The following is a 22,846-nucleotide window of genomic DNA, read 5'->3' as shown; positions in this document are numbered from 1 at the left end:
ACCATGTTGAATTTATGCCAATCACTTGCAAAGGATAACATTGCGCTTTGGGCCAATGGAGACAAACTTAAAATTGTCCATGGTGAGCAAGGACTCAGCCAACAATGGGTTGATTACCTCAAAGCAAATAAAGCCGCATTATTAGATTACCTTGTATCGCAGCAAGTTTTTTCCGAACAAGACTTTGAACAGTTACTAGCGACTGAGCATAAAAAGGCATCTGAGATCCGTGCCATCTTTGATGCTAACAGTATGCAAAAAGGTTTTGTTTATCATCACCTTGCCCAACCAAATGACGATGCTTACCGCGTTCAGTTAGTCATCGATTACCATCAAGCACTCGATGTCGATGCTTACCAACAGGCTTGGATCTTGGCATCAATGCGTTACCCTGCGCTACGTACCGCGTTCAACTGGGAAAATGAAATCATCCAAGTGATCAAAGGAGGGGCCGGATTTACCCCAAGTCACTTCAGTTTTCACGACTTCAGCACGTTAGACCACATTGAACAACAGACGCGTATCGATAAGCTCATTCACGACGACCGTAATACGCCTTTCGATTTGACTCAACCTGGATTAATGCGTTTTGCTATTGTTAAACGCGCCGATGCACATTACACCCTAATTAAAGCAGAACACCACAGCATCAGCGATGGTTGGAGCTTTCCGGTGATGCTGCAAACCGTGCATCAAAACTACGCCAAACTAACCAAAGGCGAGCCGGTCATTGTTGAAGAAGAAACGGCTTACCTACAAACACAAGCGCGCTATCAGCAAAATCAAAAATCTAGCGATAGCTATTGGCAAACCCAAAAGGCACAATTTGGTGAGCCCAATGATATCAACCGCTTATTGAGTAAAAATATTGACCAATCTGGCTCGTCACAGATCCACAAAGCAGCGGCGAGCGAATTAAAGCTCTCTTCAGAGCGCCATCAACAGCTCAAAGCATTTGCTAAACAACACGGACTAACGCTGAACGTCTTAATGCAATTTGCTTGGCATAAAGTACTGCAATATTACTGCGACGCTGAGCAAACCATAGTAGGCACAACGGTCTCGGGTCGTGAACTACCCATTGACGGGATCCATGCCAGTGTTGGTTTATATATCAATACTCTACCTCTTTCCCTTGATTGGCAAGAAACGGCCAGTATTCGCACCCAGCTTACAGCGCTGAAAGAAAAAATTGCAGAACTTAACGGCAACAGCAGTGTTTCACTGTCGCAACTACAAGAGCCGAATACTCGCCTGTTCAACAGTCTATTTGTATTTGAAAACTATCCGACGCCAGCGGGACAAGACGTACTCGAATGGTCGTTCGATAAGATGATTGAAAAAGTAGACTATCCGCTCACCATCAGCATTGTTGAACAACAAGATATCTTGCTACTTAAGTTGAGCTTCTGCGAAACCATGCTGGCACCAAGCAAAGCACAGCGATTGCTCACCCAAATGACATTGGTGTTAGATGCCATTATTGCTGATGAGAACCAGCCGCATAGCCAAATTTCTTTGTTAAGTAATGATGAGCGAGCACCAATGGTTGAGGTAGATGAGCATGCGGATTATTTGCACTCTACTATCCATGAATTGGTTGCTCAGCAAGTACAAAAAACGCCAACTCGAATAGCGCTGGTTGAAGGCGAAATGCAGCTGACCTATCAAGAATTAGAACAAAGCGCGAATAATCTTGCCGCCTACATTAAAGATCATGTGGACGTTGGCGCTAGCCATCGCTTTGTTGGGCTTTTCTGTGAACGCTCTATTGCAATGGTAATCGCAAAACTGGCTATCCTAAAGGCGGGTTGTGCTTATGTACCGCTTAACCCTGACTATCCAGATCAGCGCATTGAGTATATGCTCAACGACACGCAACTTGGTTTGATTTTAACACAAAGCGAGCTGCGCCCGCGTATCGAAACACTCGTTGTAAGTTGTGATGCAGAGCCGCAAATTACCTGCTTAGATAGCTTGTCTTTGTCTGATACAGCGCCCGTACTATCAGGCGCACATGCGCAAACCGAAGCCTATGTGATCTATACATCCGGTACGACAGGTGAGCCAAAAGGCGTGGTCGTTCCACACCGTGGCGTTGTTTCTTTGGTACAAGATACTGATTTAATAAACACGTCAGAAAACGACGTGTTTATTCACCTATCTAATCCAAATTTTGACGCCGCAACGTTTGAAATTTGGACACCACTGATAAACGGCTGCAAATTGGTTGTAGCAAGTGCGCAACAAGGCGCGGATCCTGACAGCCTATCAAGGTTAATTAAACAACACGGTGTTAGTGTACTTTGGCTAACGCGCACACTGTTTGATTCGCTGTATTTACAACAACCTGATATTTATGACAATGTCCGCTGCGTACTAACAGGCGGTGAGGCAATCACTCCAAGCATAGTTAAACGCATTCTCGCCAGAGATACGCGACCAGAGTTGGTGATAAACGCATATGGCCCAACTGAAAGCACGACATTTACCACTTTCTATCCATGTGCCAATATTGATGGCCCGGTGCCCATCGGCCAAGCCATTAATCATCGCCAAGTATTATTGCTTGATAAACATCTTAATCCAGTGCCATACGGCGCGACAGGCGAGATATTTATAGCGGGTGCCGGACTTGCCTGTGGCTACCTTAATAAACCAGAAATGAGTACTGCGCGCTTTATCGATAACCCGTTTGCAAGCGCAAAGGCCAAACAACTCGGGCTAGATAAACTGTATAAAACGGGAGACTTAGGACGTTGGTCCGAGTCTGGCGTACTAGAGTTTTTAGGCCGTAACGATCACCAAGTGAAGATCCGCGGGTTTAGGATTGAGCTTGCTGAAATAGAAGCTCAACTCAACGAATTGGCGCAAGTGAAAGTCGCCGCTGTGGTGGTATTCGAACAAGCGGGCAACAAGCAACTTGCTGCATACGTGGTACCAGAGCACGGCGAGTTAGACCTCAATGCAGTAAAACAGGAACTGGCTCAGGTTTTACCTAGCTACATGATCCCAAGCTACTTTGAAGTGATGTCGGCGTTACCGTTTAACAACAATGGTAAGCTGGATCACAAGCAATTGCCTATTCCAACCGTTGTGGATGAAGACAACTATCAAGCCCCGAGCAGCGAATTAGAAAAACAATTGTGTGGTATTTGGCAGTCAGTATTGGGTCTAGAACAAGTGGGCGTTAATGATGACTTTTTCAAAGTCGGTGGCGACTCTATTGTCAGTATTCAACTTGTGTCTGCGCTGCGTAAAGCTGGCTTTAACCTTCAGGTTAAAGACATCATTGACGCCCCAAGCGTGGCAGCGCAGGCCTATTTAATTCAACACGTTAGCACTGAAACCATTGAACTTATCACGGAGCAAGGTAGATTAAGTGGTGAGTTTGCACTACTGCCTATCCAACAGTGGTTTTTCGATTTAGGGCTACCAAATCCACACCATTGGAACCAAGCATTTACCCTTAACTTACCTGAACACATTGAACACCCGGGGCTGACTCAAGCTATTCAAGCGCTGAGCGAGCATCATGACATGCTACGTTGTCACTTTGTTCAGACCAGCAACGGGGTAAAACAAGCGTACCAAGCGGCAATAGAGCTTGAAGTCCCATTACTTGATGCAACGGCTCTGAGTAAAGACGCGTTATTTAACGAATTGACCAAACTACAAAGCCAATTTGATTTATTCAATGGCCCCCTGTGGCAGGCAGCGTTGGTGAAAACGGCCGAGGGCAGTCAGGTATTCTTTGCCTTCCATCATGCCATTATTGATGTGGTATCGTGGCGGGTGTTAAGCCAAGACTTACAAACCCTATTAAATGGTGAAGCACTAACAGACAAGCTTACCAGCTATCGTCAGTGGGTGGATGCCATTGCCACCTACCCTTCGGCTCACCCTGAGCAAGCGTACTATTGGCAGCAGGTACAAAAAGGCTTTACTAGCCAACCCACTTACTCAGCACAATCACAATACAGCATCACGTTTGCGCAAGAAACGACCGCTAAATTGCTACGAGATGCCAATCTTGGTTTGAATACTGACATTAACGACTTGCTTTTGGCGGCACTCAATATTGCCCTACACAGCACTTTTGACAGTACCGTTAATCATATTCAACTTGAAGGTCATGGTCGTGAAAATATAGATCCGCGCTTGGATGTGTCGCAAACCTTAGGCTGGTTTACCAGTATGTATCCTGTGCGCCTTGAACACCACGACGACGTGATTGCAACCATCGCAAACACCAAAGAAATGCTGCGCCAAATCCCGGATAAAGGCGTGGGTTATGGCGCTTTTGTGCAAGCAGACAAAGTCAGCGCAATTCGCCCTCAGGTGAACTTTAACTACCTAGGTCAATTGAATCAGCAACAACAGCAAAACCGAGATTGGCAGCTGGATGATACTCAAGCAGGCTATGTGATGACTGAGGCAAACGCTCAGGCTGACAATGCACTGCTACTCAACATCAATGGCGCAGTTCGCGGTGACAAGCTTCACTTTGATGTGGTTTCGAGGTTGAACCAGTCACAGTCGTTGGCATTTGTTGAGCACTTTGAAATGGCGCTTCATCAGGTCATTAATGCAAGCTGTGAACTAGCCGCGCAAGCACCGCAGCAAACCCCTAGCGATTTGGGGTTAAGCGACTTGTCTTATGGGCATTATCAAGCGCTGAGCAAGCACTATAATATCGAAGCACTTTACCCAGCAAATAGCTTGCAACAAGGCTTTATCTATCATGCTGTTAACTTCCCAACGGATGATGCCTACCGAGTGCAATTGGTCATGGATATTGAACAAGCGCTAGAGGTTGAACACTTTATTAGTGCTTGGCGTTTAGCGTCGCTTCGCTTCCCTATTCTACGCACCGCTTTTGATTGGCAAGAATGTCTACTCCAAGTAGTGTGTCGCGACGCCAGTATCGATGACAGCCACTTCACCATAGTAGATCTGTCATCCCTTGACGAGCACGGCCAACAGCAAGCCATCAGCAAAGCGCAAGCCGAAGATCGACAAGTTCCGTTTGACCTAAGTCAACCGGGGCTTATTCGCTTCACCTTATTTAAGCGCAGTGAAAACCTCTACACACTTATCAAAACCGAACACCATGCCATTAATGATGGCTGGAGTGGACCGTTAATGCTGCAAGCAGTCGCTGAGTATTATCGCCAGCTTTGTGCAGGGAAAACACCAGAGGTGCAAGCGCAGCAAACCTATTTAGAGGCGCAAGCTTATTACCTTAAAAATGCCAAGCAAACTCAGACATACTGGCAGCAACAACAAGCCGAATTTGATACCGCAAACGATATTAACTTGTTGCTTGGTGGTCAGTATGACTTATCGCAAAGTCGCATTGTTGAGCAAGTGCAATCGGTACAATTTAGCCTTCAAGACGAGGCGTTTAGGTCGCTACAACATACTTGTCAACAAGCTGGCGTAACCCTCAACGTTGCACTGCAATTTGCTTGGCATAAGTTACTACAAACCTATTCTGGTGATAGCCAAACGATTGTTGGTAGCACAGTTTCCGGTCGTGAAATTCCAGTCAATGGGATTGAACAAGCGGTCGGTTTGTTCATCAACACCTTACCTTTAGTGGTGAATTGGCAAGCAGAAGCAAGTTGTAATGACATTCTCAAAGCCATTCAAAAAGGCGTAGCTGCACTCAATAGCCACAGCGACATGAGCTTGTCGAAACTGCAACGTGATGGTCAACGCTTGTTCCATACCCTCTTTGTATTTGAAAACTACCCGACTCCAGAAAATACCGGCAGCTGGAAGTTTAGAGAATCAATAGAAAAAGGCGACTATCCGCTTTCTGTGGTGGCTCAAAGCGAGCAAGACCGCTTAGACTTTGTGATGCATTACAACGGGGAATGGCTGAGCACCGCACGGGCAGAATGGATCCTTGACCAAGTACAAGCTATTTTGGTTCAGCTTGGGGAGCGACTGACACAAAGCCATCAAAGCATTAGCTTGGTCAATAACCAAATGCAGACAACGCTTAGCCAATGGCACAACAACGCCGAGTCGTTTGCCACCGATAAAGATCTGGCCAGCTTAGTAGAGCAGCATGCCACTAACACCCCTGAGCAGACGGCCATGTTAACCAGCAGCGGTGAAACGCTGTCTTATGCCGAAGTGAACGGTAAAGCCAATGCCCTTGCACAGCAAATCCTTGCTCAGCACCCCAAAGCCCAAGCTGGCCTATTGCCTGCCGATACCCCTATCGCCCTCTACTTTTCTCGCAGTAGCGAGATGCTTATTGCTATTTTGGCCGTGCTCAAAGCCGGTGGTGCCTATGTGCCTGTTTCACCAGATTACCCAGAAGCTCGGGTTGAGTTTATTTTAACTGACACCAACACCGACTTAGTGCTAACCCAGGAAAGCCACTTGCCGTCACTTAACCCTGTGCTTGGAAAAGCGGCGGCGCTCGGTGTGAAGGCGCTCGGCGTAAACACCCATGCGCTGGCGGTGGAGCACGAGAACTTAGTGCGTCCAACCGCGTTGGCTAACTTGGCTTATATCATCTACACCTCAGGGACAACCGGACAACCAAAAGGCGTAATGCTCACGCAGCACAATGTGCTTTACTATCTTCACGCCTTAACCCGCCAGTTAGGTGACAAGTATCGTAATATCGACTTTTCTTCTAACTACTGTTTTGACCTGTCGGTGACCACCACCTTATGCCCGCTCCTTGCTGGACAAACGGTGTGTGTCTATGAAGGCGATATTCTTGATGCCGCCGCTTTTAGAGCTCACCTAAATGCCGCGAACGTTGGCTTTGTGAAAACCACACCGAGTCTTGCCATGGCGCTATTGCCTGGCAGCGATGCACAAGTTGATGCCCTAATGCTCGGTGGTGAGGCGTTGACCGAGCAGGCCATTGATGCGTTAAGCGACCATGTGAACGCTATTTTCGATGAATATGGCCCAACGGAAGCCACAGTCGGTGCGATGCTCGCGCAGGCCTATCCTCGCCTTCATCAAGGCATAGGTAAAGCCTACCCTAACGTTAATCTTCATGTGTTGTCTGAGTCGCTGCAGCCCATGCCCATTGGTGCGCCGGGTGAGTTATATATTTCAGGCCTTGGGGTTGCCCGGGGTTACTTAAACCGCCCTGAACTCAATGCTGAGCGCTTTATTGATAATCCATTTAGTCACGACCCCGCCCATAGCAAGCTGTACAAAACCGGTGACCTTGCCCGCTTCCTAGACAACGGCGACTTGGTGTATCTCGGTCGTAACGATGAGCAGGTGAAAATTCGTGGTTATCGTGTCGAACTAGGCGAGATTGCCGCTGCTATTGTCGACCAGCAAGGCGTACAAAACGCTGTAGTGATTGATGTGCCTGCACCGCAAGGTAAAGCATTAGCCGCTTATCTTGTCACAGAGCCTGACCTTGAAATTACCGAATTAAAGCTCGCCCTAAGTGCTGCTTTACCTGAGTATATGGTACCCAGTCACTTTACCCTAATCGAGCATATTCCACTCACGGGTAACGGTAAACTTGACCGTAAGGCACTCCCCGCGCCGGAGCTTCAAGCCGACAACCTCTATGTGGCACCGCGTAATGCCTTAGAGACCCAGCTTTGTGAGATTTGGCAGCAGGTACTTGGCCTTGAACAAGTGGGCATTGAAGATAATTTCTTCAGTATCGGGGGGGACTCTATCTCGGCTATCCGGTTGATGAATGCATGTAATAAAGCACTGGATTTAAACATCCCAATTTCAGCCTTGTTTGAACATACCCATATTGCCGCAATCGTCGACAACTTAGAGACGCTGAGCGTGGATATCGAAATTAAAGCAGACTCCGGATCACAACAAGAACAAACTAATAGCATGAGGATTTAACCATGTTGTCATTGCTCGCTGAACTGAAAGATCACAATCTCTCAATCTGGTTGCAAGACGGCGGACTAGAGCTGTCATTTGGCGCGCAAGCGCCAGATGCTGCGCTTGTTGCAAAGTTAAAGTCAAACAAAACGCAGCTAATGGATTACCTTGAAGCAAAAGCAATTTTTTCAAAGGATGCGTTTAATACACTGCCAGAATTAAACCGCTATCCGCTTTCGTTTGCGCAAGAGCGTTTATTATTTATCGAACGCTTAGAAAATGGCACCAACGCTTATCATATTCCGTTTTTGGTTAAACTCTCTGAGCACACCGAGCTTGCACACTTAGAACAAGCGTTGAATATCGTGTTAGATAGGCACGAAGTCCTTCGCAGTGTCTATCGTCAAGACGAGCAAGGCCACGACTATCAAGAAGTGTTGAGCGCTTGTATTGAGATTACGCCTAGCCCTGTGGCTGACTTAGCTGCGCTTAATACGGCTGTTAAACAAGCGATCAGTACACCATTTGACTTAGCCAATGAGCCTATGTTCAAGGTTTGCTGTTGGACATTAGGCGCTGAACGTTACGTGCTATTTATGTGGCACCATATTGCTTTTGATGGCTGGTCCACCGAAATCTTTATGCGTGAACTACACCAAGCCTATTTTATGCTAGCTTCAGGCATAACGCCTGAGCTACCAGCGCTTGAGTTACCAGCGCTTGAGTTACAGTACCAAGATTACGCAAAATGGCAGCGCGAGTACCTCAGCGGCGATACCTTAACTAAGCTTTTAGACCACTGGACTGATGCACTTGCAGGCGCTGAGCAGCTTGAATTACATTCGCCACTACCAAGGCCAAATGAATATCAATATCACGGTGCCGACCACCGTATTCATTTGGGTCAGGAACGAAGCGAAGCCCTAAAGGCCATAGCCAAAACGCAACAAACCAGTCTTTATGTAGTACTGCTCAGCAGCTGGGCATTGACATTACAAGCAACCAGCGGTCAGTCAGATTTAGTCATAGGTACGCCATCTGACAACCGTCACCTAAGCCAGACACAAAATCTTATTGGCTTTTTGGTCAATAGCTTAGCCCTGCCAGTTCATATTGATAACGCACTCGACTTTAATACCTTAATCCAACAAGTGCACCAAACCCTAAAAGCGGCAAAGGCGCACCAAGATCTGCCATTTGATAAATTGGTCGACGCCCTAAAATTACAACGGGATCCGTCTCGCCACCCGCTATTTCAAATGATGTTTGCGCTTGAGCAATTTAAAAATAACAGCGACGACAGCAGCCAACAGCTGTTTACGCCTGTGGATGAGTCACAAGTAAAAGCGCTCCATAAAGTGGCAAAGTTCGACATTAGTTTGCTGCTACAAAATGGGGACGAAGAAGTATTTGGTGATATTAACTACGCCACTGCGCTATTTCCTAGTGACTGGATCGCAACTCTTGCTGAGCGCTTTATCAATATTATCGATCAAGTGATCGCCAAGACCGCACAGCCACTTGCAAAAGTAGCCCTACAAAATAGAACTGAGACTGACACACTCCGTGCTTGGCACAACAACGCCGAGTCGTTTACCACCGACAAAGATTTGGCCAGCTTAGTAGAGCAGCACGCCGCTAACACCCCTGAGCAGACGGCCATGTTAACCAGCAGCGGTGAAACGCTGTCTTATGCCGAAGTGAACGGTAAAGCCAATGCCCTTGCACAGCAAATCCTTGCTCAGCACCCCAAAGCCCAAGCTGGCCTATTGCCTGCCGATACCCCTATCGCCCTCTACTTTTCTCGCAGTAGCGAGATGCTTATTGCTATTTTGGCCGTGCTCAAAGCCGGTGGTGCCTATGTGCCTGTTTCACCAGATTACCCAGAAGCTCGGGTTGAGTTTATTTTAACTGACACCAACACCGACTTAGTGCTAACCCAGGAAAGCCACTTGCCGTCACTTAACCCTGTGCTTGGAAAAGCGGCGGCGCTCGGTGTGAAGGCGCTCGGCGTAAACACCCATGCGCTGGCGGTGGAGCACGAGAACTTAGTGCGTCCAACCGCGTTGGCTAACTTGGCTTATATCATCTACACCTCAGGGACAACCGGACAACCAAAAGGCGTAATGCTCACGCAGCACAATGTGCTTTACTATCTTCACGCCTTAACCCGCCAGTTAGGTGACAAGTATCGTAATATCGACTTTTCTTCTAACTACTGTTTTGACCTGTCGGTGACCTCCACCTTATGCCCGCTCCTTGCTGGACAAACGGTGTGTGTCTATGAAGGCGATATTCTTGATGCCGCCGCTTTTAGAGCTCACCTAAATGCCGCGAACGTTGGCTTTGTGAAAACCACACCGAGTCTTGCCATGGCGCTATTGCCTGGCAGCGATGCACAAGTTGATGCCCTAATGCTCGGTGGTGAGGCGTTGACCGAGCAGGCCATTGATGCGTTAAGCGACCATGTGAACGCTATTTTCGATGAATATGGCCCAACGGAAGCCACAGTCGGTGCGATGCTCGCGCAGGCCTATCCTCGCCTTCATCAAGGCATAGGTAAAGCCTACCCTAACGTTAATCTTCATGTGTTGTCTGAGTCGCTGCAGCCCATGCCCATTGGTGCGCCGGGTGAGTTATATATTTCAGGCCTTGGGGTTGCCCGGGGTTACTTAAACCGCCCTGAACTCAATGCTGAGCGCTTTATTGATAATCCATTTAGTCACGACCCCGCCCATAGCAAGCTGTACAAAACCGGTGACCTTGCCCGCTTCCTAGACAACGGCGACTTGGTGTATCTCGGTCGTAACGATGAGCAGGTGAAAATTCGTGGTTATCGTGTCGAACTAGGCGAGATTGCCGCTGCTATTGTCGACCAACAAGGCGTACAAAACGCTGTGGTGATTGACGTGCCTGCACCGCAAGGCAAAGCGCTGGCCGCTTATCTTGTCGCAGAGCCTGACCTTGAAATTACCGAGTTAAAGCTCGCCCTAAGTGCTGCTTTACCTGAATACATGGTGCCCAGTCACTTTACTCTAATCGAGCATATTCCACTCACGGGTAACGGTAAGCTTGACCGCAAAGCACTCCCCGTGCCAGAGCTTCAAGCCGACAACCTCTATGTGGCACCGCGCAATGCCTTAGAGACCCAACTTTGTGAGATTTGGCAACAGGTACTTGGCCTTGAGCAAGTGGGGATTGAGGATAATTTCTTCCAAATCGGCGGCGATTCAATTGTCAGTATTCAGCTGGTTTCACGCTTAAGAGAAGCAGGATTAACGGTACAAGTTAAAGAAATATTTGCCGCCCCAACTCCCGCGCGGCTGGCAAAGCTTATCAGTGCGAATGGCGACAAGAAGGTTACGATAAAAACCGAACAAGGCCAGCTTGAAGGCGAGTTCGATCTACTGCCTATCCAGCAGTGGTTCTTCGCAAATCAGTTTGCTAACCCCGCACACTTTGCCCAAACTTTTGCCACTGTAATGCCAAGCGCAATCAGTAATGAGAGATTAGTTGAGCTATTGTCCGAGCTTGCTGAGCAACATGATGTGCTACGCCTTGTTTTCAATCAAAAGACGGCGCACATTACCCAGCAGTACCAACAAAATAATACCATGGCACCTCTAGTTAAACTTGATGCAGACACACTTAGTGACGACGAGCTTGCCAAGCAATTAACTCGCTTGCAGTCACAGTTTGCGTTAAATTCAGGCCCTTTATGGCAGCCAATTCGTGTCAAACGCCAAAGCCAAGATGTATTGGTACTGGCCTTCCACCACCTGATCATTGACTTTGTCTCTTGGCGGATCCTAATTGAGGATTTAAATAGCCTTTATCAAGGCAAAAAATTGGCGCAAAAAACCTCAAGCTATCGTCAATGGGTTGAGACCTTAGCCCAATATGCACATGTTCAAGCCGAACAAATCGATTACTGGCAAGAAGTACTTGATACTTGTCAAACACACTTAACAGCGAATAGTACACCGAGAAACCAAGTAATTAAACTTGACTCTGCATTTACACAAACGCTGCTGTTTGACGCTAATCAAGGCTACCACACAGAGCCTCGAGACCTTGTCGTCGCCGCACTGTCCCTAACTCTAGCTCATATCACTGGTAGTAATGATCAGGTTATTGCGCTTGAAGGACATGGTCGTGAACACATCGCCGAAGATATAGATCATTCACGCACCGTAGGCTGGTTTACGTCATTATATCCACTAGCACTCCATGCGGGTTCTAGTCTCGAAAGCGCTATAGTCAATGCCAAAGAGCAGCTGCGTAAATTGCCAGACAATGGCGTTGGTTTTGGTCAATTCTATTTTTCCAAACAAGTGGCGGGGACTTTACCAACCGTTGCATTCAACTATTTAGGCCAAATCGGTGGCACAAAAACGCAGCAACCCAATGGTGACTTCTACTTAACTGAAGCTATTACAGGTCAACCAGTCGCAAGCGAAAATAACGGTCATTACGTTCTTGATATCAACGCGGCAATTATTCATGGTCAGCTTGTCTTAAATTGCACCACGGCGTTGTCTGAAACCGAATTTGCCCTATTCCAAAGTCAGTTCACTGCCAGTCTACAAGCGGTGCTGGACACGGCATTGTATACCGAAGCGCTTGGCGCCAAACAAACGCCGAGCGACTATAACCTGACAGGCGTCAGCTTCGCCCACTTAGATGCACTGCGCACACGTTACGACCTAGCCGCGGTTTATCCCGCAACAAACTTGCAGCAAGGTTTTATCTTCCACCAGCTTAATAGTCCAGAAGATACCGCCTATCGCGTGCAGTCACAGATGCAGTATTTCGATAAAATTGACACTGCGCTTTACTGTCGTGCGTGGCAACTAACCTCGCTGCAATATCCAGCGCTGCGCTGTGCTTTTGATGTTGAAGAAACCATGCTGCAACTTATCGTGGATCACACCTGTGTTGATGAAGATAACTTTAGCGTGATTGATATCAGTCAATACTCAAAAGCAGAACAACAAGCACACATAGAAAAGCTTGCAAACCAAGTGCTAAATCAGCCCTTTAATTTTGCAAGACCGGGGTTATTTACACTGCATTTGGTAAAACGCGGTGAAGCGCATTATCACCTAATAAAAACAGAGCATCACAGCATTTGTGATGGCTGGAGTGGCCCGTTAGTTATGCAGACCGTTCACCAGAACTATACGCAATTACTACAAGGTCGAGAACCTGTTTTACAGGTGGATAACGCCTATTTAGATGCCCATGCTTACCTAAGAGATAATCAGGCCGCCACCAAAGCATTTTGGCAATATCATGTCGCTGATTTATCACAAGCAAACGATCTTAACACCCTGTTTAGTCACTCAACAGATTTAGAAACGCTCCGTCATAATCATGACCCGCAGGCGCTGCATTTTTCCCTACCAAACGAGATGTTAAGTAAGTTGCAGCAAGCATGTCAGCAACATTCTGTCACGCTCAATGCTGCGGTACAATTTGCTTGGCATAAGCTTATCCAAATCTATACTCGCGACGAATTTACTTTAGTAGGTACAACTATCGCAGGTCGTGACTTACCAATTGACGGCATAGAGCAAAGTGTTGGAGCTTACATCAATACGCTACCGCTTTATCTTGATTGGCCTACAGATGCTACCATCGCGCAACAACTCGAGAAGATCCAAACTGCCATTTTGGACTTAAATAGCCATGCGAATGTGTCACTTGCGTCACTGCAACAAGGTGGTAATCGGCTATTCCAAAGCCTAGTCGTTTTCGAAAACTACCCAAGCCTTGAAAATGAACAAGCAGAGGCACAACAAGCTCGTTGGCAGTTTGACGCAGCACCAGAGCAAGTTGAATACCCACTTGCATTGATAGCAAAGGAGCAAGGAGAGCTGCAACTTGAGCTGATGTACGATGCCAGATTGCTTTCGCCTGCACGTGCCGTACAACTGCAATCTCAACTGCTACTTATCCTCAAGCAAGTCGCTGACAATACTCTCTTACCGCATCAGCACATTGAAATTGCTAATACAGTGGAAAAGGCCCGTATTCTCAACGAGTGGAATGAAACCGAGCGCCAGTCATGTGGCTTCGAGAACTTCAACGACTTATTTAGTGAAAAAGTCGCCGTATTCCCGGATGCAACCGCTGTGGTCTGGCAAGATGAAGCACTAAGCTATCAAGCACTCAACCGCCAGGCTTGCCTGCTTGCCCAGCAATTATTGGTGATTAAGGCTGAGATTTACGGCAACGAGTATCAAGGTGATTTCCCAGTCTTATTGCTGCATGAAAAACAGTTGGACTCTATCGTTGCGATCCTCGCTATTCTTAAAGCAGGCGGTGGTTATGTTCCTGTATCACCGGAATTTCCTGACTCAAGGATTGAATATATTGCCAAGGACTGTGGTGCGAAAATCGTGGTCACCCAATCGGGATTAGTGGATAGAGTTGCGAGTACAACACTTGCCTCACTGACACATGTACTCAGCGATGCACCAATGGAGGAAACAAGCTTAGACCAAGCGGTATCGGTGAGCACGTCTGATTTGGCTTATATTATCTATACCTCTGGTACCACAGGTAACCCTAAAGGCGTAGAAATCAACCATGCGGCACTATTAAACTATGCCACGGACGACCATTTTATCGATCCCACACAACTGAGCAAGGTCCTTAGCTTATCGAGTATTAGCTTCGACGCGTTTATTTTTGACTGCTTTGTCACACTCAGTAATGGCGCAGCACTACACCTGATAGATAAACAGACTCAACTTGATCCAGAACGACTGATTGAATACTGCCAAGCACAGCAGATTGATACGTGTTTTGTAACCACTGCGCTATTTAATCGTTTAGCTAACGAAGACTTCTTCTTACACGCCGGACTTAAACAGATTAATTTTGGTGGAGAGGCAGTCGACTTAGCTATGGTTGAGCGAGTAAAGCATCAAGCGCCAGAGCTGATGCTTTACCACGCCTATGGCCCAACAGAGACCACCGTTTATGCTACTTGCTGCTTACTCAACACTGTAAATCACGGAGCCCCTATTGGCCGCGCTATTGCCAATAAATCTGCTTACGTGTTGTCGCCTGCTGGCAAAATACTTCCACCAGGCGTGGCAGGAGAGCTTTATATTGGCGGCGCGGGTATGGCAAGACGCTATTTACACCGGTCAGATTTAACCGAACAAGCATTCTTAGTTAATCCGTTCGCATCGGATAGGTATCTCGCAAGCGGTTGGAACAAAATGTATAAAACAGGAGATTTGGTTAAATGGCGTAAAGATGGCTTATTAGAGTATGTTGGTCGTAATGATTTCCAGGTGAAAATTCGTGGTTACCGCATCGAACTTGGCGAGATTGAAACTGCAATTAAGCAACAACCGCAAATTCATACTGCGTTTGTAAACGTGAATGAACAAGATGGGATCAAACGTATCGTGGCCTATTTGGTCATGGCAAATACTGAGTCACTGGATGAGGCAAAGCTTAAGCAAATACTCTCTCACATGCTGCCGAGTTATATGCTGCCAAGTGCCTACGTCACATTAGACGCCCTACCCGTTACGGTTAATGGCAAGATTGATGCCCGAGCACTACCGCAGCCCGATTTTAGCCAAACTGAGACCCTCCATGCTCCAAACACAGAACTGGAGCGGCATATCGCTAAAATCTGGTGTGCTGTTTTGGGGATTAAGCAGGTTGGCTTGGAAGATAACTTCTTCCATATCGGTGGGGACTCAATTATGAGTATTCAGCTCATGTCGGCTCTCAAACGTGCTGGCTATTCGCTGTCGACCAAAGACATATTTACGTATCCAACCCTAGAAGCGCTTTGTGCATTTTTGGCAAATAATGAACAGGTAGAAATTGTGGCTGAACAAGGTGAGCTCAGCGGAGAAATCAAGTTATTACCTATCCAGCAATGGTTCCTCAACTCCCACTACCGTCATAAAGCGCATTTTAATCAGTCGGTCATGCTCGCACTTCCGCACAATACCGCGCTAGATACTTTGGAGCGTGCACTCGTGCAGCTGCATCAGCAACATGACATGTTGCGTGCTCAGTTTAGCAAAACCGAGACTTGGCAATCCCAATATCAAAGTATTGAAGCGTGCCCAGCACCAAAGCTTATCCATCTGGACACCTTGGGGCTTGATGAGCAGCAAACTGGACTGGCGTTGAGCAAAATACACGCCCGTTTTGAACTCGGTTCAGGAGCTTTGTGGCAACCGGTTTTACTCAGCGATGATACGCCGCTAACTAGACTCGTACTTATCGTTCACCACCTTGTGATTGATGGTGTTTCGTGGCGTATTTTGGTCGAAGACTTAAGCCGCTTGCTACAAGGCGGCGCCTTAAACGACAAAACCAGCAGTTATCGCCAATGGTCAGACGTTGTGGCCCAGCATCCTTTTGAACAACAAATACCGTATTGGCAAAACGTGCTAAGCACACAACAAAACATACCTTACGGTAAATCACAACAGCGTCTTACGCATCAATTTGATACTCAGCTTACTGAGCAATTGCTACGCCTTGCTCCTGCTGGATTTAACACAGAAATCAATGATCTCTTAATGAGTGCGTTTGCTCGGGCTTGGTGCAATACCTTTGCTACAAACTATTGCCACCTCACGTTAGAAGGCCACGGCCGAGAACATCTGAGTGACCATATTGATACCTCAAGAACACTAGGCTGGTTTACTAGCATGTTTCCGGTTGCCCTGAAAAATGACACGGATTTATCGACGCTGATTATTCAAAGCAAAGAAACGCTTCGTGCCATTCCAGATAAAGGGCTAGGCTTCAGCGAATTGGTCAGACGTGGGGAATTTTCCTTCAGCCAATTACCTAAAGTTAGCTTTAATTACTTGGGACAACTTGATAGCAACAATGATGCACAAGATCAGGGCATACGAATGCTAAATGCACACTCAGGCGATGCCAGCAGCAAGGATAATCAGGATGAAATGGCACTCATCGTTAATGCCGAAGTGCGTCAAATGAAACTGCAAGTGAGCATTGCAAGTCAGTTAGATGAGACGCAAACCACCGCATTCATAGAGCAGTTCGATGCTGCCCTTCGAGCCGTCGTTTCACATTCGATTACAGCAACAAGCCCCCAAGGCATAAAAACCCTAAGCGATATTGAGATCGGCGTATTGGTGAATGAAGCCGATGCTCCTATTGAATGGTTTTTCTTCCCTCCGGGTGGCGGTGGTGCTGAGAGTTACTTGCAATCCATTGCTCCCAAGATTTCCGCGCCTTGTTATTGCTTCAATAACATCTACGCCGCACAGGAAAAACCAAAGGGCTCGCTCGCCTATGACTATTATCAGTTCCAAACATTGGCGTTGCAGTATGCTATTCATCTTAAAAAGCTAAAGCCTAGTGGTCCTTATCGGATTTTTGGTTGGAGTTTTGGCGCAACGCTGGCACTTGAGGTTGCCAAACTGCTGCAAAATGAGGGGGACACAGTCGAACACTTGGTATTCGTCGACCCTTGTTTTGACTATGCCACGATGCACGATGAAGTTTTTGCTCTACACCCAGAGTTCAGTCATCTTGAACCCGATAGAATTAATTACAACTATCAAAATGATCCGGCATTTTCTAGCACCGCAAAGGTGACGCTATTTAGTGCTGGTTGTGCGGTTGAAGTGGCTCAGTCGGATAGCCTAGAGTTGCAACTTTCCAGTCATATAATCAACCGATACCTTGATAAGAATCAAAATCTTATCGAAGAAGCAATGCAACCCAGTCAGGTTCAAGTGTTCACCATGAAAGGGTCGCACAACAGTTGGGTAAAAACACCGGAAGACTTAATAAAAATGTCAGAAATTATGAACACTCTTTAACATTTTATTCGTTAATATAATGTTAAATTAGCTTTTCTAGAGTGAGGCATTAAAGGGAGCTCCCCTCTTCACTCTAGGATTAATTAATTGCCACATTTTCTCACAATATATGATTAAGGAATTACAAAATGGCTAAGGAAAATGTAGATGTACTTATTATCGGCGCTGGACCTGCTGGGACAATGACCGCTGCAAAGCTAATTCAAGCAGGGTTAACCGTGAAGATCGTTGAACGTAGCCACTTTCCGCGCTATGTCATCGGTGAAAGTCTTCTACCACAAAGTATGCAGCATTTGGAAGATGCTGGATTTATGGATGCGTTAGTTGCACGCAATTACCAAAAGAAAATCGGTGCTAATTTTAAACAAGATGACTTCCAGGAGTTTTTTGATTTCTCTAAAAATTACACCGACGGCTGGACATGGACATGGCAAGTTCCAAGAGATGACTTTGACAATGTACTGGCTGAAGAAGTGCAAAAAATGGGTGCCCCTATCGAATTTGGCACTTCAGTAGTCGATGCCAACATGGATCTAGAAGAGCCTATCATTAAAGTAGTCAATGAGGCAGGTGATGTGCAGGAAATTCAAGCCAAATTCGTTGTTGACTCAAGCGGCTATGGCCGAGTACTCGCAAACCTGCTTGACTTAAATGAACCTTCGTCAGCGCCAACTCGCGCAACTTTGTTCGCGCAATTTAAACCAGCTGATGGCATAGAAACTGGGGCTGAAAACAATAAAGTAACGATTCTGGTTCACGAAGAGGATGTATGGGTTTGGCTAATACCTTTCTCTGACGGTCGTGTTTCAGTCGGTTTTGTTGGTAACCCTGAGTATTTGGAAAGTGCAGAGGGCGATGCTAAAACACGCTTTTTAACCTACCTTGCTCGCGATCAACATGCGTCAGCAATGTTGGAAGGAATGGCGCTGTGTATGGAGCCAAAGGAAATTAAAGGCTACTCAAAAGGTATTAAACAACTGTTCGGCAAAAACTTTGTCCTAACCGGTAACGCCAGTGAATTTATTGACCCTGTATTTTCAGCCGGTGTTATGTTTGCCATTGAGTCAGGCGCGCGCGCCGCTGATCTCATAGTCGCTCAGTTAAATGGCGAGGAAGCAGATTGGCAGCAAGATTATGAGGCGCATATGCTTAAAGGTATTGCTGTCATGCGCACCTACATTGAAGGCTGGTACGACGGACGTTTGCGCCGCCTATTTTTCTCAAACAACAAGCCTGAAAAAATTAAGAGCCAAATCACTTCTGTGCTTGCGGGCTATGTATGGGATGAGACTAACCCATTTGTAAACCGCAGCGAGAAAACTTTGAACTTGCTATCTGATCTCCATAATAACCCTGAAATGGCGTGATTTTAGCTTTTTAGACCGGCGTGGGAATAGCTTCTCACGCCACATAATATACTAACAAAGATGCGTTTCAGTAGTAGTGAAAGTAGTTGTGCGATGCCTATAATTTCCCTTATTTGCGATTAAACAAAGTGGGGAATTTTGTTGTAGGCCGACCATAGATGTGGCACTTGGCGCTTTAAAGGACTTAGACAATGAAAACTAACTTTGTATACACTGCTGCACTTTCAGCGTTATTAACAGGCACTGCACTTGCAACTCCCGCACAGGCCTCAGAATATAAAACAATTCTAATTCATGGCTTTCAAGCGGACCAACTTAACCGCCCTAACAGCACCAATGTCGAACTTGAAGGTGAAGAATACTGGTCATCTTTTTGGATAAACCACGCTGATGAGCGTATTGATTGGCCTTCTTATGAGCGTTTGCAAGGCAAAATCGCAACAGATTATATTTGGCCAAAGCTAAAAGCATTTGCAGAAAATGGCACTTGTAATCCTGGCTGTGTCTTTGTTACCCACTCAACGGGTGATTTAGTCGCGCGCTATATCTTAGATAACCAAGCAACTTGGCTTGAAAATGCGGGCCTTCAACCACTTAATATCGTTGCTACTTTTGACCTTGCTGGCGCGGGTGGCGGAAGCGAACTCGCAGACACAGCTATCAACGCTGCGACTTCTGGTGGTGTAGTAGGTGAACTAACTCGCCAAGCAGTTGAGGCATGGCTGGGCAGCATGCCTGAAGAGTTTGGCATCATGTGGGATTTAAAAGTAAATAATGCGCGACAAGTTGCTCAGTATCCGAGTGACAATGCGCCTCGCCTACGCTTTGTTGCTGATGCAAGCGACTATTACGGCCTAACTTCAGGCTTCTTACCAGGTAACGACGATGGTGTTGTATCAACGCACTCTTCTTGTGGTGCATCAGCAAAAGGTGACTTTGGTAGTTGTAGTACAAGCGTTGCTATCAACGGTCAGTTAGCCTCCCAAGATGATGCAGTAACTAGCTTTATGCCATATCACTATCCACTACTAATGAGCGCGGAATATAGCCACGGTAACCTGCCAGATGCTGGATACCAAGGCAAAGTAACAGCGGCTCGTACTCAGTTTAACGCGGGTTATAAAACGATTAGCTACAACACCTATGAAGAAACAACGGGTAGCTGGTTTTGGAAAAAAACTTACCGTTATGTTAGCGAGTCTAACTCACAAAGTTTTTCACAGTTAATACTAAACTCACTGTAACTTAACAGTTATTTTGCTAATTTCTATACCCAAGGAACTGCTCCATGCAGTTCCTTATATTAACCGAGTATTGCTATGAAAAAGTTTTTGTTGATTAGCGCCATTCTTATTGTGATCTGTATCACTGCAGGATATTTTGCCTTGCAGCGCGAAGCTCTGCCCTCAACTGAGTTAGCAGCAACACCACAAGTCACCACACCTATTTTGACACCACCAACAACACCACCAGTCACACCTAAAACTGCGATAACACAAAAACAATCACTCATCGAATCGCTACCACTGGCACAAGCTGCGCAATCAGCTGCGGCACACTATGAATATACTATTTCTCTAGCGCCTTATTCACAGCCCCTTGGCAAAGGTGATTTTGATAGGCTCAATCCAAATCATTTCTATGCCATCGAAATGCCAATAGAAGAAAACAACGAACAAGTGTCTTTGTCGCTGAATCAATATCGCTTTGTACACCCCGCTACTATCGAGATAAGTTTATCTGGTAGTCAATTTTCTAATGCAACCGCAACGATACTTGACCCTACATCGCAGCAAACCTTATCTACCACCCGCCTCAAAGAGTCTAATGGTATTTGGCTTGGCGCAGTCGATGGCGAGACGACATGGCCTCAAGAGCTGAATGTTGTTGTGCGTGCTAAACCAAACTCGGCTAAGGCCGTTGCATTAACAGCAAGTATCCGCTATTACCAACCCAGCGCCACACTGCTCGCCATTGCTGAACCTTACCCCGAGCAAGCTGACTTGATAATTCCATTGCAACTTGAAGTAAAGCAAAGTGGTACTTATCGTATCCGTGCAAACCTATTTACTCCCGATGGCACACCAATCAGTCATTTGGTTGAAAAGCAAAAGTTAAGCGAAGGGAAACAGGTATTCAACTTAAAAGCACATCAGTCGGTGCTTGCTCCTTTTTCAGCTAAATCCGGCCCATCCCAATTCACGTTAAAGACATTTGTGATTGAGAGAATGTCGCCAATGCCGGGAGAGCTTGCGCAGTTTGGTGATAGCAAAATAACCGAATACCACATCACTGATTTCTACTTTGACGCACTGGAGAAGCGCCCATATAAGCCCTCGGCTGCCGAGCGTCAACGTCTGGGTTACTTGCAAAAAATGGCAGGTAAGTAAAGTAACTAACCTTTGCTTCGGATAATTAGCATAAAAACAAACGGTGACCCTTTTTAGGTCACCGAGTTAGCTAAGCTATATCGCTTCAGCCGTCGTCTTAGGCTTCAGCTCAGCAATGCGATAAAACCCAAGTGCGGTGATAGATACTAAGGTCATGATGATAAACAGCATCATACCGGAGTAAAAATCTAAAATAAGTCCGCCTAAAATGGGCGCTAATGCATACCCTAATGAACACAAGCCAGCAGCACCAAAATAGCTAGCTTTCAGGTTATCTGGTGCCAACCTGTCAATATAGACATTGATGTTAGTAAACATAATTGCTTCGCTCAGACTCAACACCATCATGGCTGCAATCCATCCCCAAATATTGTGTACATCATTCAAGGCCATCATGACTTGTGAAATGATCAATATCACGCCACCCGCATAGAGCCTATTTTCAATACGCCAATTACGCATCAGATGTAGTAATGGAAACTGACAAACGATGATCACACTAGAATTTGCGATGATTAAGCTAGAAATTAGCCAAGCCAGATCGGGGACCTCTGCACGCGTCAAATACTGCACTAAGCTAGAGTCACATTGCGCATAAACCAAATACACTAAAGTTGTAGCGATGAGCACAATTAAAAAGACTTTATCTTTTCGTAAGATCCCCAGCCATTTTGCAAACTTCGGCACTGACTGAGCGGCAGACTGCAAAGCGAAAGTCTGCGCTTCACTCAGTTTAGGTTTAAAGTAAAGCAGCGCGAGCAACAAACCAATATACGAAATGCCAGTATAGATAAAGCTAAACTGCTCACCATTAAGCCCCGCCCATAGCCCGTACAATGGTCCTAAAGCCGCTCCCACATTCACGAGAAAATAGAGTAAATGCAGTGCAAGCTCTCTGTCTTTTGCGTCGGCAAGTTCTTCAGTAAGCAACGCTTTACTAGGCGCATCCCAAAGCGTCCTAGGTAGACAAGCTAAAAACACTGAGGTTGCAAACAACCACAACGACTCAGCCACAGCCAACAGTGAAAAAGAAATCACACCAACAAACACTGCCGTGTAGAGCATTTTGGTGCGACCAAAGCGATCAGCGAGATTACCCGTATAAAACCCCAAAAATACGGCAAAAGTCGCTGACACCGTCAGCAATAAACCGACCTCTGTTGCACTCAATCCATAATTTTCGTAAAGAATAACAGCCAAAAAAGGCCATACCATGTAGTAACTAGCGCGAACGAAAAAGTTACCAACAAGCATTACCCAAACTAAAGGTGTAAAGCGCTTTAACCGCTCAATTGCAGAGCTATTCTCCATTGATGTTCCTTGATTATTATTGATTTACGCAGAACCCTAATTCCTAAACCTTAGTTTAGGTCAAGCGTTTAACTGCATTCTA

General features: G+C 46.3%; 6 protein-coding genes. 5 read left to right on the top strand and 1 reads right to left on the bottom strand.

The genetic code is table 11. From position 1 onward, the window contains the following. Nucleotides 1-3 precede the first annotated feature (3 nt). From QSH61_RS06070 to QSH61_RS06050, 5 genes are all read left to right on the top strand, one after another. Nucleotides 4-7,866, top strand: a complete 7,863-nt coding sequence (locus tag QSH61_RS06070) for a non-ribosomal peptide synthetase (protein WP_286123468.1) — start codon at nt 4-6, stop codon at nt 7,864-7,866. Between the two features lie 2 nt (nt 7,867-7,868). Further along, nucleotides 7,869-17,696, top strand: coding sequence for a non-ribosomal peptide synthetase (locus tag QSH61_RS06065; RefSeq protein WP_286123466.1), 9,828 nt, complete (start codon nt 7,869-7,871; stop codon nt 17,694-17,696). Nucleotides 17,697-17,824: 128 nt separating this feature from the next. Continuing rightward, on the top strand, nt 17,825-19,063 hold the full coding sequence (locus QSH61_RS06060; RefSeq protein WP_206471273.1) for an NAD(P)/FAD-dependent oxidoreductase: 1,239 nt from the start codon (nt 17,825-17,827) through the stop codon (nt 19,061-19,063). Nucleotides 19,064-19,254: 191 nt separating this feature from the next. Continuing rightward, a complete protein-coding gene (locus tag QSH61_RS06055; protein WP_102056422.1) occupies nt 19,255-20,307 on the top strand; it encodes a hypothetical protein in 1,053 nt (350 codons plus the stop codon). Nucleotides 20,308-20,382: 75 nt separating this feature from the next. After that, complete coding sequence (locus QSH61_RS06050) at nt 20,383-21,453, top strand: hypothetical protein (protein WP_206471272.1); 1,071 nt, start codon at nt 20,383-20,385, stop codon at nt 21,451-21,453. Nucleotides 21,454-21,528: 75 nt separating this feature from the next. On the opposite strand, the gene QSH61_RS06045 is transcribed toward QSH61_RS06050, so the two are convergent. After that, nucleotides 21,529-22,764: an MDR family MFS transporter gene (locus tag QSH61_RS06045; protein WP_206471271.1), complete on the bottom strand. Its 1,236-nt coding sequence runs from the start codon at nt 22,762-22,764 to the stop codon at nt 21,529-21,531. Nucleotides 22,765-22,846 lie beyond the last annotated feature (82 nt).

Source organism: Pseudoalteromonas sp. JC3, assembly GCF_030291895.1.
Lineage (GTDB): Bacteria > Pseudomonadota > Gammaproteobacteria > Enterobacterales > Alteromonadaceae > Pseudoalteromonas.
This window is presented reverse-complemented; position numbering and strand designations above follow the sequence as displayed.

Coding starts and splice junctions, on each gene's coding strand:
- QSH61_RS06065 (WP_286123466.1), top strand. CDS start 7,869: ATGTTGTCATTGCTCGCTGAACTGAAAGATCACAATCTCTCAATCTGG.
- QSH61_RS06050 (WP_206471272.1), top strand. CDS start 20,383: ATGAAAAAGTTTTTGTTGATTAGCGCCATTCTTATTGTGATCTGTATC.
- QSH61_RS06055 (WP_102056422.1), top strand. CDS start 19,255: ATGAAAACTAACTTTGTATACACTGCTGCACTTTCAGCGTTATTAACA.
- QSH61_RS06070 (WP_286123468.1), top strand. CDS start 4: ATGTTGAATTTATGCCAATCACTTGCAAAGGATAACATTGCGCTTTGG.
- QSH61_RS06060 (WP_206471273.1), top strand. CDS start 17,825: ATGGCTAAGGAAAATGTAGATGTACTTATTATCGGCGCTGGACCTGCT.
- QSH61_RS06045 (WP_206471271.1), bottom strand. CDS start 22,764: ATGGAGAATAGCTCTGCAATTGAGCGGTTAAAGCGCTTTACACCTTTA.